This window comes from Paenibacillus sp. Dod16, from assembly GCF_049893405.1.
Taxonomy (GTDB): Bacteria; Bacillota; Bacilli; order Paenibacillales; family Paenibacillaceae; genus Paenibacillus_AQ.
In genome coordinates, this window is sequence record NZ_JBNDYG010000001.1 from 150535 (window position 1) to 167687 (window position 17153).

The 17153-nt window shown below is 50.2% G+C and carries 13 protein-coding genes and 1 pseudogene; 6 read left to right on the forward strand and 8 right to left on the reverse strand.

Features of this window, described 5'->3' with window-relative positions; all coding sequences use genetic code 11:
- Positions 1-17: 17 nt before the first annotated feature.
- From ACPV3A_RS00635 to ACPV3A_RS00655, 5 genes and pseudogenes are all read right to left on the reverse strand, one after another.
- A pseudogene (locus tag ACPV3A_RS00635) lies at positions 18-3238 on the reverse strand (efflux RND transporter permease subunit).
- Between the two features lie 46 nt (positions 3239-3284).
- Positions 3285-4220 (reverse strand): TetR/AcrR family transcriptional regulator, encoded by a 936-nt coding sequence (locus ACPV3A_RS00640; RefSeq protein WP_426197881.1) that lies wholly within the window; start codon positions 4218-4220, stop codon positions 3285-3287.
- A 151-nt stretch (positions 4221-4371) separates the two neighbouring features.
- Positions 4372-4686, reverse strand: a complete 315-nt coding sequence (locus ACPV3A_RS00645; RefSeq protein ID WP_194539952.1) for a DMT family transporter — start codon at positions 4684-4686, stop codon at positions 4372-4374.
- Entirely contained in the window at positions 4686-5027 is a 342-nt protein-coding gene (locus tag ACPV3A_RS00650; RefSeq protein ID WP_194539951.1) for a DMT family transporter, read from the reverse strand. The genes ACPV3A_RS00645 and ACPV3A_RS00650 overlap by 1 nt, the downstream gene beginning before the upstream one ends.
- A gap of 105 nt (positions 5028-5132) precedes the next feature.
- Positions 5133-5729: a TetR/AcrR family transcriptional regulator gene (locus tag ACPV3A_RS00655; protein ID WP_426197882.1), complete on the reverse strand. Its 597-nt coding sequence runs from the start codon at positions 5727-5729 to the stop codon at positions 5133-5135.
- A 204-nt stretch (positions 5730-5933) separates the two neighbouring features.
- Between ACPV3A_RS00655 and cls the strand changes: the two genes are divergently transcribed.
- Positions 5934-7436 (forward strand): cardiolipin synthase, encoded by a 1503-nt coding sequence (cls, locus tag ACPV3A_RS00660; protein ID WP_216534420.1) that lies wholly within the window; start codon positions 5934-5936, stop codon positions 7434-7436.
- Between the two features lie 71 nt (positions 7437-7507).
- On the opposite strand, the gene ACPV3A_RS00665 is transcribed toward cls, so the two are convergent.
- Positions 7508-8986 carry a phospholipase D family protein gene (locus ACPV3A_RS00665; protein ID WP_426197968.1) on the reverse strand — a complete coding sequence of 493 codons (1479 nt, stop codon included), beginning with the start codon at positions 8984-8986 and terminating at the stop codon, positions 7508-7510.
- Positions 8987-9358: 372 nt separating this feature from the next.
- Between ACPV3A_RS00665 and fni the strand changes: the two genes are divergently transcribed.
- From fni to ACPV3A_RS00690, 5 genes are all read left to right on the forward strand, one after another.
- Complete coding sequence (gene fni / locus ACPV3A_RS00670) at positions 9359-10474, forward strand: type 2 isopentenyl-diphosphate Delta-isomerase (protein WP_426197883.1); 1116 nt, start codon at positions 9359-9361, stop codon at positions 10472-10474.
- Positions 10475-10659: 185 nt separating this feature from the next.
- Positions 10660-11760, forward strand: coding sequence for a redox-regulated ATPase YchF (ychF, locus tag ACPV3A_RS00675; protein WP_216534426.1), 1101 nt, complete (start codon positions 10660-10662; stop codon positions 11758-11760).
- A 213-nt stretch (positions 11761-11973) separates the two neighbouring features.
- Positions 11974-13041, forward strand: coding sequence for a peptide chain release factor 1 (gene prfA, locus ACPV3A_RS00680; RefSeq protein WP_071218854.1), 1068 nt, complete (start codon positions 11974-11976; stop codon positions 13039-13041).
- Positions 13042-13054: 13 nt separating this feature from the next.
- The gene (gene prmC / locus ACPV3A_RS00685) at positions 13055-13933 is read left to right on the forward strand and encodes a peptide chain release factor N(5)-glutamine methyltransferase (protein ID WP_426197969.1); all 879 of its coding nucleotides are present in this window, start codon (positions 13055-13057) and stop codon (positions 13931-13933) included.
- A 449-nt stretch (positions 13934-14382) separates the two neighbouring features.
- Positions 14383-15570 (forward strand): FtsW/RodA/SpoVE family cell cycle protein, encoded by a 1188-nt coding sequence (locus ACPV3A_RS00690; protein ID WP_426197884.1) that lies wholly within the window; start codon positions 14383-14385, stop codon positions 15568-15570.
- A gap of 163 nt (positions 15571-15733) precedes the next feature.
- On the opposite strand, the gene ACPV3A_RS00695 is transcribed toward ACPV3A_RS00690, so the two are convergent.
- On the reverse strand, positions 15734-15970 hold the full coding sequence (locus tag ACPV3A_RS00695; protein WP_426197970.1) for a transposase: 237 nt from the start codon (positions 15968-15970) through the stop codon (positions 15734-15736).
- A 546-nt stretch (positions 15971-16516) separates the two neighbouring features.
- Positions 16517-17041 (reverse strand): hypothetical protein, encoded by a 525-nt coding sequence (locus ACPV3A_RS00700; RefSeq protein WP_426197885.1) that lies wholly within the window; start codon positions 17039-17041, stop codon positions 16517-16519.
- Between the last annotated feature and the right edge of the window lie 112 nt (positions 17042-17153).

Consider the following 17153-nt stretch of genomic DNA (forward strand, 5'->3'; position numbering starts at 1 on the left):
GGGCTTTGATGTTCTAATTAATCTTCGATTCTTTTCTTGCTGAACTTCATCAGGAACTCGTACACGATAGGTACCACCACGAGTGTGAGCAGCGTCGAGCTGATCAGACCGCCGATAACCGTGATGCCAAGTCCTTTCGAAATGATGCCTGCGCTGTTCTCCCAACCGAATACGAGTGGCAGGAGAGCGCCGATCGTTGCGAGTGCCGTCATTAGAATTGGACGAAGACGGGTAGCGCCGGCTTCAAGCAGGGCTTCGCGGGTGCTCATGCCTTCGCGTTCCATATGGATCACGCGGTCGATCAATACAATCGCATTGGTCACGACGATACCGATCAGCATGAGTACGCCCATGAGTGCAGACACGTTCAGTGTCTCGCCTGTAACAAGCAAACCGATAATGGCTCCGATGACAATGAACGGCAGCGAGAACAGGATGGCGAACGGTGCGAGACCGCCACCGAATGTAACCACAAGCACAAAGTATACAATCGCAATGGCTGCCAGCATGGCGAGTCCAAGCTGTCCGAAGGTTTCGTTGATTTGCTCGGTAACGCCTCCGAACTGGACGGATACGCCGTCTGGAAGCTCAAGCTTGTTCACTTCAGTCTCCAGGTTGGTGGAGGCCGATCCAACATCGCTGGACAGGATATCGGCTGTGACGGTCACAACCATTTTCCCGTCGATGCGCATAATGGAGTCAGGAGTTGTTCCTTTTTCCACCTTGGCCACATCCTTGATCGGCACTTCGATACCGAGTGGAGAGGTGACGGTTTCGTTCTCAATTTCTTTGATGCTCTTATAGGTTTTGCTGTCCGTTTCAATGTAAACATTGTAAGTCTTGTCCTCAATTTTGACTTCGGTCAAGACCGGACGTTCCCGTACGGGAGACAGCTTCATTGCCAATTGTCCTGCGGTCAGGCCAAGGGAGCTCAGCTTCTCTTGGTCAGCAACCAGCGTATACTGCTCGAACGCTTCGGACAAGCTGGTTTCTGCATTCTCGAAGGTGGCTGTATCCTTGTTGGCAAGCTCAGCAATTTGATCAGCCACCGGCTTGATCTGCTCCAGAGAATCGCCAAAGACGTTAACCGTTAACTGGCTGCCGCCAAAGCCGCCGGCTGCCATGTCCATATTGGACCAAGTACCGTCCGGTACTTCCTTGGCAAGATCCTCGACAAGGGCTTTTTTAACATCTTCGAAGTTTTTCGTGTCCGGGTCATACATAATATAGAACAATCCGGAATTCGCTGATCCCATACCAAGCGGATTGCTTCCGCCGATGGAGTACTGCATCGTTTCGACTCCAGGTTGATCCAGAATCAATTTCTCCGCTTTTAATGCACGTTCCTCCACATCCTCCAGCATGACGCCGGGCTCAGGAGAATAAGTCACCATGGCATATTTGTCTTCCTGTTCCGGAATGAAGCTAACGCCAAGGTACTTCGTCAGGAACAAGCTTCCTGCCAATAACGCGATGGCTGCCAGGAATGTAATGGCTTTGTGATTCAGCGTCCATTTCAGAATGGAACGATACCCGCGGGCCATTGCGCCCGGTTTCTCCGCATGATCATGTTTGTTCTTCAAGCCTTTGCGGAACAGGCTGTGCGCCATAGCGGGCACGAGTGTGATCGCTACGACCAGAGAAGCGAGCAGTGCGAAGACCATCGTCAATGCAAATGGCATGAACAGCTCTCCGACCATACCGCTGACCAGGGTAAGCGGCAGGAATACCGCGATGGTTACGATAGTGGAGGACATGATCGGTACAAACATTTCGCGTGTAGCGGCGCTGATGAGCTCCCGGCCCGTTAATTTCTCGGTCGAGAGGGACATGCGCCGGTAGATATTCTCGATAACGACGATCGAGTCATCGACAACCCGGCCGATGGCAACGGTCATGGCACCGAGTGACATCATATTCAGGGTGATATCCATTTGTCTCAGACAGAGCACAGCAATCAGCAAGGACAATGGGATCGAAATAATCGATATAATCGTCGAACGGATGTTGCGCAGGAAGACCATTATGATCAGAACGGCGAACAATGCGCCGAATAATGCCTTGGAGAGCATCGTATGAACAGAGTCTTCAATCGGCTTGCCTTGGTCCAGCATGATCGTCAGATCCATGCCAGGATAGAGGCCTCTCAATTCCTCGGCCTTGTCTTTCACCTGATTGACAACGTCCACCGTATTGGCGTCGTTGGCTTTCACGATTTGGATACCGATTGATTCCTTCCCGTTGGTGCGGGAGATGGATTCCGAGGTTCCAATAACTTCAATTTTGGCAATCTCGCTGAGTTTTACGGTTGGAATGCCGCTTGGAACGGCAGGAGCACCGCTTGGTCCGCCTGCAGCAGCACCGGCTCCAGGAGCGCCTTGTTGGCCTGCCCCAGCTGCATCACCGGAAGGCTGCTGCGATGGTTGTTGACCTGCCCCGGTATTCGGAGCGCCGGCTCCGGCAGCTGCATCTGCACCGCCGCCGCCCGGAACAACCGGAATAGCGATGTTTTTTAGATCGTCAATGCCGATAATGCCGCCATCAATAGCAACGGCCTTCTGGGATTTGTCCATTTCGAACATGCCGAGCGGAACGTACAGCGCGGAACCCTGCACGATACCTTTGACGGTATCCTCCGACAAGCCAAGCTCGTTCAGTTTGTCCTGATTAAACTTAAGCTGTACCTCGTTCACGAATTGTCCGGCTACCTGGATGGAATGGAAGCAACGCCGTCCAAATCCTCCAGCTCCGGAACAATGTCATTCTCTGTGATGCGTGTCAATTCATCCAATGCCATGTTGTCTTTGTTCGCAATACTTAGGGAGACAACCGGCATGGAGCTCATGCTGAATTTGGATATGGTAGGTTTCTGAGCGTCGTCGGGCAGCTTTACCTCGTTAATGGCTTCACGAACAGCAGCCGTAGCGTTGTCCAGATCACTACCATAATCAAACTCAACCATGACATTGGCTGCATTCTCCATGGAAGTGGAGGTTACGGTCTTGACGCCGTCGATATTGCGGAGTCTCGTCTCGAGCGGTTTGGTAACATCCTCCACAACACCTTCAGGGGCTGCGCCCGGATAGATCGCGGTGACACTTAAGAACGGGACATTAATATCCGGAATGGTTTCCTGCTTCATCGTCAGTCCGCTGTATAACCCACCGAAGCTGACGATGATGGTCAGCAGCCAGATCGCAAACTTGTTGCGCAGCGAGAAATTGATAATTCCTTTCATTAGGCGATTCTCTCTCCTCTCCAAAACTCTATGTCTCTAACTTAGACTAATTTCTCTGCATCATTCCACCGGGTGTCAGATAGCTTTCAAGCACGGTAACAATGGTGCCCTTCAGCTCCGCAAACAATGCTTCAAGGTCCTCGATCCCCTCCAAGTTAGCAAGCATTCCTTTCAGAACGGCCCGGCTGGGCTGGAGGGCAAGTAGTTCCTTCTCCATAATATTGAGCGACTCCATTGCATCTTCCCGGACATCCGTCTCTACCTGAATCTTCTTTAGTTCATTCTTCATCGCCTTAATGACGATGAGCGGGTGACGAGTTGTACGAATGTCGGTTTGGCATAATTGGCCCAACTGCCCCACCGCCTCCATCGGGATCAGGGGCTCGGGCCGTCTGCGCAGAATACTGTCCACAATATCATCGAGCAGCTGAATCTGGTGATCGGCGGTGATTCCCACATTCAAATGGAACCCGGGCATGAACAGGAAGCGGATATACGAACCCAGCATACTGCCCATAAACATGCCGATTTCCAATGTGTATGGCTCTACTTCGGGCCCATAAATGGATTTCAGCTTATTGTTAAACCACTGCAATGCAGCCAGCATTTCCTGTCGCATGTTTTCCTTGTCAAAAGGCGGTTTCCCCGGCATCTGATCATGGAACTGCTTCAGGAGAAATTCCCGGATCTCCAGAAAATGGATTAGAAGCACTTCCGTCTGCTTGCGCAGCTGCTCCTTGGGTCCGAGAAGCGGATCGTGGTCGACCCGGAGAATCTCGTCCTTAATCCGGCTTGCGATATGCTCGTAAATGCTCTTTTCCAGTTCCTCTTTGGACTTGAAATGAAGATAGAGGCTGCCTTTCGACATCCCGCATACTTCGGCGATTTCCTGCATGGAGGTAACCGAAGAGCCCTTCGCGGAAAACAGCTGCATCGCAGTGATGAGAATTTGCTGTCGTTTTTCTGCCGTTTTATCAGCCAATCAATAGCTCACCTCACTTGAGAACTTTGTGGTTCTTGGATTGACCATAAGGTCAAGAATTATTATATATGAAAAAGAACGACCGTTTCAACTTTACTACGGTCGTCCTTTACGTTAGGTTCTGAAAACTCATGAAATTTTACAAAAGTAATTAACTGATCAATTTTAGACCGACAGCCGAGCACAGTATCATGGCGATAAAGAGCACGCGCCGCCATTCCTTCGGTTCACCGAACAGGAGCATCCCTGTGATGGCGCCGCCCACCGTCCCGATTCCCGTCCAGATGGCATAAGCGGTACCCATAGGCAGTACGGTCATGGCGTAGGAGAGGAGGGAGAAGCTGGCGGCAAAAGATAAGGCCAAAATCAGTACATATTGCCATCCCTTGCGCTCCGACACGCCTTTGATGCCGATGACGCCGCCGATTTCGAACAATCCTGCAAACACAAGTGCAATCCAAGCCATTACTTGCTCACCTCCGGTTCCGCATGATCAGCCGTAACCAGCTTAAGGCCAATGACGCCTGCCAGCAGCACGCAGATCAGAAGCACCTTGACTAGTTTAAACGGTTCCCCGAAGAACAGCATCTCCGACGCGACCGTTCCGGCTGTACCGATTCCCGTGAATACGGCATACACCGTTCCGACCGGCAGCCGTTTGGCTGCCTCGATAATAAGATAGAAGCTGACTGCAATGGCGGCTATGGTTCCAATCCATTCCCAGATGTTAGAGGAATGCTTCAAACCCATAACCCATATGATTTCAACCAATCCACCAAGCAGCACAAAAATCCAGTTGCGATTCATTATGATTGTTCACTCCTTTTATGAAAACAACAGTAACCCCTCACGGTTACCGATTCCTGTTCCTATTCTCCTTAAGCCTCTTCATTATGCGTAAAATAGGAGACATTAACTCTTGTGGTTATATCTTTGCTTTGTTACCCCTAACCAATACACTGGCCAAGCAGCTGCAAGACGTCTCATGGCCCGTTCTTCCCCGCCGTACACGGTTTCCAGATGGATTCCATCCACCAAGGTCATAAAGGCAATCGCCGCATTGCGCGGATGACGGATGATACGTCCATGCTCCGGACAGCCCGCGGCAAGCAGCCTCGACAAGTTCTGCTCTTGTTGATCCAGCACCGGATACACCATCGCCATCACTTCGTCATACAGCGTACTTGGCGGAAAGAAGGCCATTCGCATGAAGAACCGCACTTCATCATCCAGACGATAAGCTTGGAGACGGCTTTCAAGAAATCCGTGCAACTGCTGCTCCAGCGGCCAATCGGCATGGTTTAGAAAATAGGCCACCATCGACTCCTCTTGACGCTGGAATACGTCCTGAAGTACTTGCAGAAACAAATCGTTCTTGCTCGAAAAATGGGCATAAATCGACGGTTTTTTGATCCCGCAGTCGTCTGCAATATGTTTTAGCGATGCCCCTTCGTAACCGTTTTTGGCAAAGTGGGCAAGGGCGGATTGTTTAATATCGGCGGCACTCATAACATTCCTCCTAACTAACGGTCGTTAGTTATATTTTTAACAAATGGCGTTACCATTGTCAATATTTTATTTTAGGGGCATCGGTCCCTTGTCAGCTCGCGGAGAACAGTCTTTAGTTCCTGGGGGAGATCATGTAGAATATGGTGTGACCAGCATCGTACATACATAGAGACATTTAACGATGAAGAACAAGGGGTATACGATATGAGAAAGGGAATACAGGCTGTATTGATTACCGCGCTTTTGTTCGCGTTTTATTATTTTGGCCTGGATTATTTCGGGAAGACGACCGGGACCATTATCGGGATATTCTCCACGCTAACCGTAGTATCCATCGGTTTCATGATTTTTATGGAGAACCGTCATCCCACCAGCACGATGGCCTGGATTCTGCTCTTGGCGTTAGTCCCTATCGTGGGGCTTGTGTTTTATTTTTTGTTTGGACAGAATTATTTCAAGCGAAGAAAATACGACAAAAAGGCACGTAAGGACGTTCTGGTATACACCAGCGAAGTGCTCCGCAAGAACACCCCGGACATCTCCTGCTTTAAGCCCGAAGTGCAGCAGCTCCTTCAGCTGTCTACCCGCCTGGCACGCACGCCGATTTCCTTCTCGAGCGATACCAAGGTGCTGACCGACGGGGAAGAGACATTTGCAGCTTTGATTGCGGAGCTGGAGCAAGCGGCGCATCACATTCATATGGAATATTACATTTACCGTCCGGATGCGATCGGAACGCAGATCCAGGAAATATTAATTCGGAAGGCGAGAGAGGGGGTTGCCGTGCGGTTTATGGTGGACGCCGTTGGCAGCTTGCAGCTGCCGCCTTCCTTTTTGCAGGAGATGAGGGATGCAGGTGTACAGGTCGCCGTATTCGGCAGTCCAAAAACGATTTTCTTCACGAGCCGTGTAAATTATCGCAATCATCGCAAAATCGTTGTGATTGACGGGAGTGTCGGATTTGTTGGGGGATTGAATGTAGGGGATGAGTATTTAAGCCGCAGCAAGGCATTCGGTTTCTGGCGTGACACCCATATGCTTGTTCGTGGAGAGGCTGTCAGAACGCTCCAGGTTGTCTTTCTGCAGGATTGGCAGTACATGACGGGAGAGCAGCCGAGTGAGCCGATCTATTATTCACCGGATTTACTGGAGAGTCGTGCCGGTGCCGTTCAGATTATCGCAAGCGGACCGGACAATGAGCGAAGAGCCCTGAAGAACATTTTCTTCTCCATGATTGTGTCGGCTCGAAAGTCGGTATGGCTGGCTACGCCGTATTTTATACCGGATGAAGACATATTCACCGCGCTCAGGGTTGCTGCCCTGTCCGGTCTTGATGTGCGGATTCTGTTTCCGTCGAAGCCGGACAAATGGCTGCCCTTCCTGGCTTCCCATTCCTATTTTCCGGATCTGCTGGACGCCGGGGTAAGGGTATATGAATATGAAAAAGGGTTCATGCACTCGAAGCTGCTGATTGTTGACGGCGAGGTTGCAACCATTGGCACGGCTAACATGGACATGCGGAGCTTCCACCTTAATTTTGAGGTTAACGCTTTACTCGTTCATACGGAAAGTGTTGGCAGGCTGGTATCCGATTTCGAGCAGGATCTGGAATCCGCCCTCCTATACGATCGCAATCATACCCGTAAAAAGAGAATCATGACCCGGCTGCTGGAGTCGGCCGCCCGACTGATGTCACCTCTGCTGTAGGCCAAGCGGAGGTTGGCCATTCAGGCCTAGACCGCCTTCATACGAGTACATACATACTATTGAAGGAATTGTTAAAAGGTTGTGAAGCCCAGCCATTTTTGCAGTTTAAACAGGATGTCCTTCATCCATGTCGTTTCTCCTTGGTAAGCCTCGGCTTCGAGACTAAAGGCTGCGCCTTCGTTGAACCATATTCGATGAAAGTAACGGTCCAGATCCCGGGTAAGCGGATGATCTTTAGGCGCGGCTATCCACAAGTTGTTTTCCAGGTTGAGATCGGCCAGATTCCGCTGGGTAAAATTGGTCGACCCGCCGGTAATGACGGATTTTCCCGTCGGTTTGGCAATGTACATGAGCTTGGTATGATACTGCTCCGTACCGGTGTTGTACCAGCGAATGGAGATGTTCCCTTTGGATTTCTTGATGAGCTCGGCCGCAGCCGGACGGTTGGGGATGCCGATCTTATCCCGGCCGAAGGCGTTCTGGTTCGGATCCAGGATGAGGCGTATATCAACGCCGCGGTCCGAAGCTTTTAGAAGCTGGCCCATGACTTTGCTGTCAGCCAGATAGAACATCCCCATCCAGAGCGTGTCCCCGGGCTGTGATTGCTCGATGGCCTCCAGAACGTATTTATAAATTTTCCCTTCCGTCAAATAACGAACATCGACATCGTTAGCTTGACCTGAAGGCTGGACGGGTGGCTTAGAGCCCGGCTCATACTCCGGCAGTTTGATCGGGCTTGTAAGGTTAACGGCGGCTTGCTCGGCTGCAAGCATATCCCCGATGATGTCCCCGCTCGTTTCGAAGGCGATGTTCGAGTGGAACGCGCTGGCGTCATGGATGTTGGCTGATGTGACCAGCGCGGTGTTCTCGCTGATGACGACTTTACGGTGATTGGCCTTCACGTTCAGCAGCTTCAGATAGGAGCGCACCGTAATATCGGGTGCTTCGTTGGCCATCAGATTGGGGAGTGTCCCCGTACCCGACTGGCCAAACCACTGGAAGAATGTGCGCCATACGGCAGAATAGGCGGGCGTGGAGTCTCGCAGCCGGTCGACATCGGTCATGATTACATGAATGCCGGCAGCCTTCATGGCCTCGAATTCCGGCAGCGAATAGGAGCCATACCCGGTATTCACTTCATCGGAAATAAAGAAGATATCCATATCGGGATATTTCTTCTTATGGGCAACAAGGCGATGGGCAAGTTCTTCGCTAACTTTGGGGAAATCCTGATCTTTATGAGCGTAGCCGTTGAACAGAAACATATCGATAACCAGGAATTTTCGGGATTCGTCGATAATTTGACCGATGCGCGGTCCGATTTCGCGATCATGTACCGGTTGACCATCCGGTCCGGGGTAGGTCAGGTCGGTCCACATTTTAACGTCGCTCTGGTACAGCGGGCTTTCATAGGAGATCCCTTTCGGTAGTGGCTTATGAGTCTGATAGATCATCACGCCGATGAGCCATAGTATAAGAAGGACAAGGCAGATGAAAATCGTTGTTCGCGTTCGGGAGCTTTTGGTATTCGGTTTCCCTGACACGAACAGCGTGCCTGAATCGGTTGTAGGTAGATTTTCTGAATTGCGGTTATGAATGAAATGGCGGAAACCCAAGATAGCCCATCCTCCTATCGCTGTTGTATACCGTTAATTAACTTGAAAGTCCCGTTCTGACGCACTCTTCGTTTCTGCAATTCAGCAAGTGTGAGATATGGAGACGGAGTTGATCCTAGGAAGCCGGGGTAGAATGATATTCGGGTTTGTTTTTTCAAAACATGCGGTAGAATGGGTCAAGACCGAGTCGTTTATATTTTTGCAATGGATGATGTGCATATCATGCAGGCGGGATAACCTGATGCCAATGATATGCTTATATATGGCTTATCTAAAGGATGAGCGTAGTGGATAAGGAGGCACGGGATGAATTCAGAACATAACGAGACTGCGGGTAAACCAGCTGAAACCATTTCAGGCAGAGGTTTGGAAAGACCCGAGGGCAGGCTGGTGCCGGAAGTGCCTACGGGCGAGCGAAAAATAGAGCATGTACGCTTATGCCTGAATGAAGAAGTTGGCTCCGTAGGGGTAACCACCGGTTTTGAACGTTACCGCTTCCGTCACTCCGCACTGCCTGAAATCGACTTTGAAGATATTAAGCTGGACACTGCATTTCTTGGTTTTTCCGTACGAACCCCATTTCTGATCAGCTCCATGACTGGGGGAAGCAAGGCCACCGGAGAGATCAATAGACGTCTGGCTGAAGCCGCACAGCGGCGCGGCTGGGCACTTGGGGTAGGCTCCGTGCGGGCAGCGGTGGAGAAGGAGGAGCTTGCTCCCACTTTCCGTGTCCGGGAGAGTGCGCCGAGCGTGCCGGTTATCGCCAACCTTGGAGCGGTGCAGCTGAACTATGGCTTTGGCCTTGACGATTGTCAGCGGGCGGTGGATATCGCGGGGGCGGACATGCTGGTCCTTCATTTAAACGGACTTCAAGAGGTGTTTCAGCCGGAAGGGAATACACGGTTTGGCCGTTTGCTTAGGCGAATTGAGGATCTGTGCCGTACGCTTTCGGTACCGGTCGGCATTAAAGAAGTTGGATGGGGCATCGATGGTGAAACGGCGCGGAGCCTGCTGAATATCGGGGCGGCCTTCATCGACGTGGCTGGTGCGGGCGGTACCTCATGGAGCCAGGTTGAAAAATTCCGCAGCCCGGATCCGGTTCGCCGCGCTGCGGCTGAGGCTTTCGCCGGGTGGGGCAATCCTACCGCGGAATGTATCGTGGAGGTGCGTGAAGCTGCGCCAACCTGTGCGCTTATCGGCAGCGGCGGGCTGCAAAGCGGCGTCGATGCGGCTAAAGCGCTCTCGCTTGGCGCCGATCTGGCAGGCTTCGGGCGTGGACTCCTGGGATCGGCCGTCGAATCGGTGGAAGCGCTGGATCAGCGGCTTGCCCAGGTGGAGTTGGAGCTGCGGACGGCGATGTTCGGAATCGGCGCGGAGAATATCGATGCGCTGAAGTCAACCCAACGGCTGATTCGCGTTTGAATGGCCGGGGTGATTGGCGGGATCTACTTTATAGCGATGGCAGTATATTCGTGTTGAAGTCTATCGGGTATCTGCTATAATTAATAAGATTGTTTAGCTTACCATTAGTAGCTTCGGCGGTAAGAACCGAAGCTGTGTAATACTTACAAATATAGAAGTAAACCTGATAAGGAGTTGTCACATAAATGGCTTTAAAAGCAGGAATCGTCGGTTTGCCAAACGTCGGCAAATCAACATTGTTTAATGCGATCACGCAAGCGGGAGCCGAATCGGCCAACTATCCGTTCTGTACGATTGATCCAAACGTCGGTGTTGTGGAAGTGCCGGATGAGCGCCTCGACAAGCTGACCGAACTGGTTCAACCGAACAAAACGGTACCAACCGCTTTTGAATTCGTGGACATCGCGGGCTTGGTCCGCGGGGCGAGCAAAGGGGAAGGTCTTGGGAACAAGTTTCTTGCCCATATTCGTGAAGTGGATGCCATCGTTCATGTTGTTCGCTGCTTTGAAGACGAGAACATTACCCACGTTGACGGTAAAGTGAACCCGGTCAGCGATATCCAGACGATTAATTTGGAGCTGATCCTTGCGGACCTCGACAGCGTGGAGAAGCGGATTGACCGCGCGAAGAAGAACATGAAGGGCGGCAACAAGCAGTATGCTCAGGAAGTAGAATTGCTGGAGCGCCTGAAGGAAGCTCTTTACAACGATCAACCGGCACGCAGCGTGGAACTGAGCGATGATGAGAAGCTGATTGTTCGTGATTTGCACCTGCTGACATTGAAGCCGGTGCTATACGCGGCTAACCTGAGCGAAGACGGCGTTACGGAAGCCGACAGCAATCCTTTCGTGCAGCAGGTTCGTGATTTCGCGGCTGCGGAGAACGCACTCGTGGTTCCGATCAGCGCGAAGGTTGAAGCCGAGATTGCCGAGCTTGAGGGCGAGGACAAAGCGATGTTCCTTGAGGAGCTGGGGCTGGAGGAATCTGGTTTGAACCGTCTCATCAAGGCGGCGTACAGTCTGCTGGGATTGTACACCTACTTTACGGCAGGCGTGCAGGAAGTACGTGCCTGGACGATCCGCAAAGGAACGAAGGCTCCGCAAGCGGCAGGCGTGATTCATACCGACTTCGAACGCGGCTTCATTCGTGCAGAGGTTGTAGCTTACGATGACCTCGTTGCAGCCGGATCGATGAACGGCGCGAAGGAACGCGGACAGCTTCGCCTGGAAGGCAAAGAGTACGTTGTGAATGACGGCGATGTGATGCACTTCCGTTTCAATGTGTAGGAATTGAAGTATTCAAAGGCCATGGCTCCATGTCACTTTGTGCATGGGACCGTGGTTTTTTTGAAGGGGAGAACCTTTCCGTGCGGTCAACTGCCTGCTAGTCAAATGCGTCGTTTCATGGTAAAATAAAAAGTCGTTTACACTTCATTGTGATGCGAAATGGAGTGCAAAAAGGCATATCTTCAGGAATATATCTTAGAGAGGTGAATTCCTTTGTTGGACCGATTACAATCCCTTGCGGACCGTTATGAGAAGTTAAGTGAGCTGTTGTGCGATCCCGATGTCGCTAATGACTCCAAGAAGCTCAGGGATTATTCCAAAGAACAATCCGATTTACAGCCTGCTTATGAGGCTTATGTTGAATATAAAAATGTAATTGAAGAGCTCGAAGCTGCCAAAACCATGCAGGGCGAAAAGTTGGATGACGAAATGCGCGAAATGGTGAAAATGGAGATCGAGGAGCTTACCCAGCGCGAGCAAGAGCTGGCGGAGAAGATTCGGATTTTGCTGCTGCCGAAGGACCCGAACGATGACAAGAACGTGATCATCGAGATTCGCGGCGCTGCCGGCGGCGACGAGGCGGCGCTGTTTGCTTCCGACCTGTACCGGATGTATACCCGTTATGCGGATACTCAAGGCTGGAAGGTTGAACTGATGGACGTCAACACGAACGATCTGGGCGGCTTCAAGGAAGTGATCTTCATGATCAATGGCCGCGGCGCATACAGCAAAATGAAATTCGAGAGCGGCGCGCACCGTGTTCAGCGTATTCCGGCAACGGAATCCGGCGGGCGTATCCATACCTCCACCTCCACCGTGGCGGTTATGCCGGAGGCGGAAGAAGTGGACATCGAAATCCATGACAAGGACATCCGCGTAGATACCTTCTGCTCCAGTGGTGCAGGCGGTCAGTCCGTTAACACCACCAAGTCGGCGGTACGCGTAACGCACATCCCGACGGGGATCGTGGCTACGTGCCAAGACGGCAAATCGCAAAACTCCAATAAGGAGAAGGCGCTGCAGGTGCTTCGGGCCCGTATCTTTGATATGATGCGCCAAGAGGAAGAAGCGAAGTATGCCGGTGAGCGGAAGAGCAAAGTAGGTACAGGTGACCGCAGTGAGCGGATCCGTACGTACAACTTCCCGCAAAGCCGTGTAACTGACCACCGGATCGGACTTACCGTTCACAAGCTGGATCAAGTGATGAACGGGGAGATTGAAGAGATCGTTTCGGCGCTGACCCTTGCGGAGCAGGCTGAAGCGATGGAAAAAGGAGTATAACGCTTTGAAGCGGATGATATTTGAATTGACGCCGCAGCGCAGCATAAGAGAAGCCTTTGTGGAGGCTTCTTCTTTTTTAGACGCCATGCGGGTGATGGAGCCGCAGCGGAATGCGCAGCTGCTGCTGGAGCATGTGCTGGAATTGTCGGGAACCTCATATTATATGGCGCTCGCGGAGCCATTTCCGGCGGACCGCCGCCACGCCTTGGAGGACGTCATCAATCGCAAGGCGCAGGGCGTCCCTGCGCAGTATATTATCGGCGAGCAGGAGTTCTACGGCCGGCCGTTTGAAGTTACGCCGGCGGTTCTCATTCCGCGTCCGGAAACGGAGCTGCTCGTGGAAGCGGTGCTGAAATATGGACGGGAGCTCACTCCGCGATCAAAAAGGTTAAAGGCCATAGACATCGGCACCGGCAGCGGGGCCATTGCTATTACGCTGGCATTGCAGGAGGCGGCGTGGGATTTGCTGGCGAGCGATATTTCGCCTGATGCGCTGGAGGTTGCTGCGCGTAATGCGAAGCATCTGAATGCCGATGTAGAGTTCCGGCAGGGGAACCTGCTGGAGCCGTTCGCCGGCATGGCGCCGGACATCCTCGTCTCCAACCCGCCTTACATTCCGGCGGAGGATATTGAGGGGCTCCAGCCCGAAGTCCGCGACTATGAGCCGCGAACGGCACTGGATGGCGGGTCGGACGGTTTGAATCCGTACCGGATCATGATGGCGCAGCTTCCCTTGCTGTCAGCGCCGCCGCGGCTGATTGCCTTTGAGCTGGGCATAGGCCAAGCCAGGGATGTGGCAGAGCTTTTACGGAGTGCAGGGCACTGGAAGGAAATCGTCACGGTGCCGGATTTGGCGGGCATTGACAGGCATGTCTTGGGAATTTTACGCTGAACGTTTTTGCCAATTCAGGCTCTCTCGGGTGCTGAGAATTTTGTCTCCTAACTCTTACGAATTATGTTGAGGACGGATTGATTCTGTTCTATAATGTGGGCTTCATAGGATTACAGGCTGTTAATCATATACGCTTAGTACATTTATGGGGGCCGATGTTATGGAAATCAAGAGATGCTATCGAATACAGCAGCATCTCTTTTGTGTTTGGAGTGGGATAACCACAGGATGCTTATGAATTGTGTTCATGGTAGAAATCTTTTAGAATATCAATAGGGGCTGTATGGGCATGTTCCCTGAAAACTCTTAATGGCACACTGTTTCCCGGGTTGTTCATAAAATCTGTAACCACTAGAAATACACGCAAACTTTCTTGTCGAATAATCGTTATATAGCCTGGACAGGCAAATCGGAGTATTAAAAGCTCCGGGCACAGGGGGACCAAAAGCATGCTTCGGAAATTTAAGAAGATGGATTACGTTATTGTTTTTGTACTGGTTTTGTTGATGGGTATCAGCATTACGTCATTATACAGTGCGACCCAGGGAACGAAATGGGACGGCTATCATATAAATATGATTCTGTTTTATATCGTGGGGTTTATAGCCTTTTTTGGAATGAGCTTGCTGGACTACCGGGTTCTCACGAAGTATGCTCTATATATTTACCTTGGAGGATTGGCATTGCTGGTGTTTGTAATGTTCTTTGGGGCAGAAATAAATGGATCAAAGGGATGGATTAAACTCGGTTTTACGAGCTTGCAGCCTGCCGAGATGTTCAAGCTAGTCCTGATAATTTTTTTAACATATGTATTGGTTCGTAAAAATAAACAGCAGCTGTCTTTTTTTCAGGATGTGATCCCGATCGGTCTGCTTGCATTCATTCCCTTTGCACTCGTTATGGGGATCAATGACCTCGGAAATGCGCTCAGTTATGTTATTATTCTGCTTGGATTGCTTTGGATTGGGAATGTAAAAATTTCCCACGCTTTGATTGGCTTGGTTCTCCTAGCTGGTTCAGCTTTCGGTGGAATACAAGCATACATTCATTATCATGACGAAATTTCAGCATTCATGAAGGAAGGGAGCCGTTCGCACTGGCTGGATCGAATTGATCCATGGCTTATGCCTGAAGAGTCTGATATAGCTGGTGCTGGCTATCATACGCATAATGCTAAATTGGCTATTGCTTCCGGGGGGATGAGTGGAGAAGGTTATATGCAGGGGTCATCGGTGCAATCGGGCCGAGTACCGTACACCTATTCGGATTCAATTTTCGTGCAGATAGCTGAGGAATATGGATTTATTGGCTCTTCTATACTACTCCTGCTGTATTTTATTTTGATTCACCGTATGATACTGATTTCTCTCGAGTCTCGCGAACGTGCCGGTCCGTTTCTCATAATTGGGATCGTCTCCATGTTCCTATATCAGATCTTCGAGAACATCGGCATGTTTATCGGCTTAATGCCGCTGACCGGGATTACGCTGCCCTTCATCAGTTACGGGGGAACTTCCCTTGTGATCAGTATGGCCAGTCTGGGAGTAGCCATGAGCGTGAAGCTGCATGGACAGGAAGTGGAGGAAGATATGCCGGATCCGCATGCTCACCGCCCACGGACCCCTAAGCATGCTTAGGTATTTTCCTCGGGGATTAGTGTAATGAATGTGAGTTGATCTATATCAACCGAACTAAATAATCATTTATCCAAGAAGTGGCTGTCCTAAATATATATTGTTTTTTAAAAGACAGCTATAAATTCATTCATGTACCCATAAAAAAGGTCGAAGACAGACTCAATTAGAGCGCTGGTCTTCGACCTTTTTGTTTAATGGTTGCTCGCTTCAGCAAATTGTGGGCAAGCGAAGGCAATACGATCTCCAAACTCACTTTGGATAATCCTCGAAGCAGAAACCGGCGGAGTTTTCGGTTGTTCTTTATTTGCCAGAGACACTTTCCGGCTCGATCATGTACCGTGATTACGGTATCCTTCCTCGCTTTTAAGCTGCTGCCGAGCTTTTTGTTTCTGGAGCAAATACTTCAGGCTCACACGGATCTCACGGTTTCCTTGGGCTTTCCGCCCAGGCGTTGCTAGTATCACTATTTTCGTCATAGGTCCAGTTGTCGATCCAGCGGACTTCTCTTCACACTTCTTCTGTACCCCGGCTTATGTTGACTATTGCGCTTGTGGTCTTCTTTCATACGCATAAAGGTCGCGTCAGGGTCGGTTTGCTGTAGTTGGTTCGATCCCCGAGTCTTTCTTGATGCTACTCGTAGGTTTGCAACCGGCGCAATAGATCTTTACGGAGTACCCAAACGGATTTTTGGAGGGGGGTTATTTTTCATTTTGGATTGCAACGGATCTTCCCGACTGTTGGGAAGACTAAGGGAGTTTCAAACAACCACTTGACAGATCTCGTTCATATTAGCGATGGAAGGGCCGATTCGTACACGAAGCGTCTTTCAACGCAAAAAATAAGGGAGTGTCCCGCAAGATCTAAGATCTTTCGGGACGCCCCCTTATTTTCCTTTTAATAATAATTAAAGCAAATTAAGTATTTATATTCAAATGAAAGTACTTTTTTAACGAGAAATTGTTGTATAGCCCCCTAAGGTCGACCAGGAGCCGTCAAGATTCTGATATCCAAAGTAATAATTCTTAGATTTGTCAAGATTATAGAAGCGAATGTTAACATCAGTTCCATATCCGTTAGTTACTCCACTAGTCTCAGTAACTGCTCTCTTTGTTGATGCATCATAACAAATGATTTTATATTTGTAGGTGCCGCTAGAATCACCTGTTTCTTCCCATATACGTCCATGCATAAATAATTCTCCATTTGAATTGGGTGTGAAATAATAGTTTGTATATAAAATATTACGCAAAGCTCCGAATTCTGCATCATAGGGGCCATTTCCTAAGTTCCATAGAGATGTTGGGGCACTAGTCCCATATGGAATTATTTCAATCCCTGATGAATAGTTATTGGTCTCTACTGAAGTAGGACTGCTTTTAAGGCTAACGATCTCAGTATCAGCTGCGTGAGTCGAAATAGTCATCACTGAAAGAGCCATCATACAAGAAATTAGAAGTTTTTTTGATTTCATGAAAATCTACCTCTTTCTACATTTTTTTATTTTGAAATAAAACCCTGCCCTCCTCTATATTATATTTTTTGGTATATATTCCCTATTAATAGGTTAACAATTATAGACATAG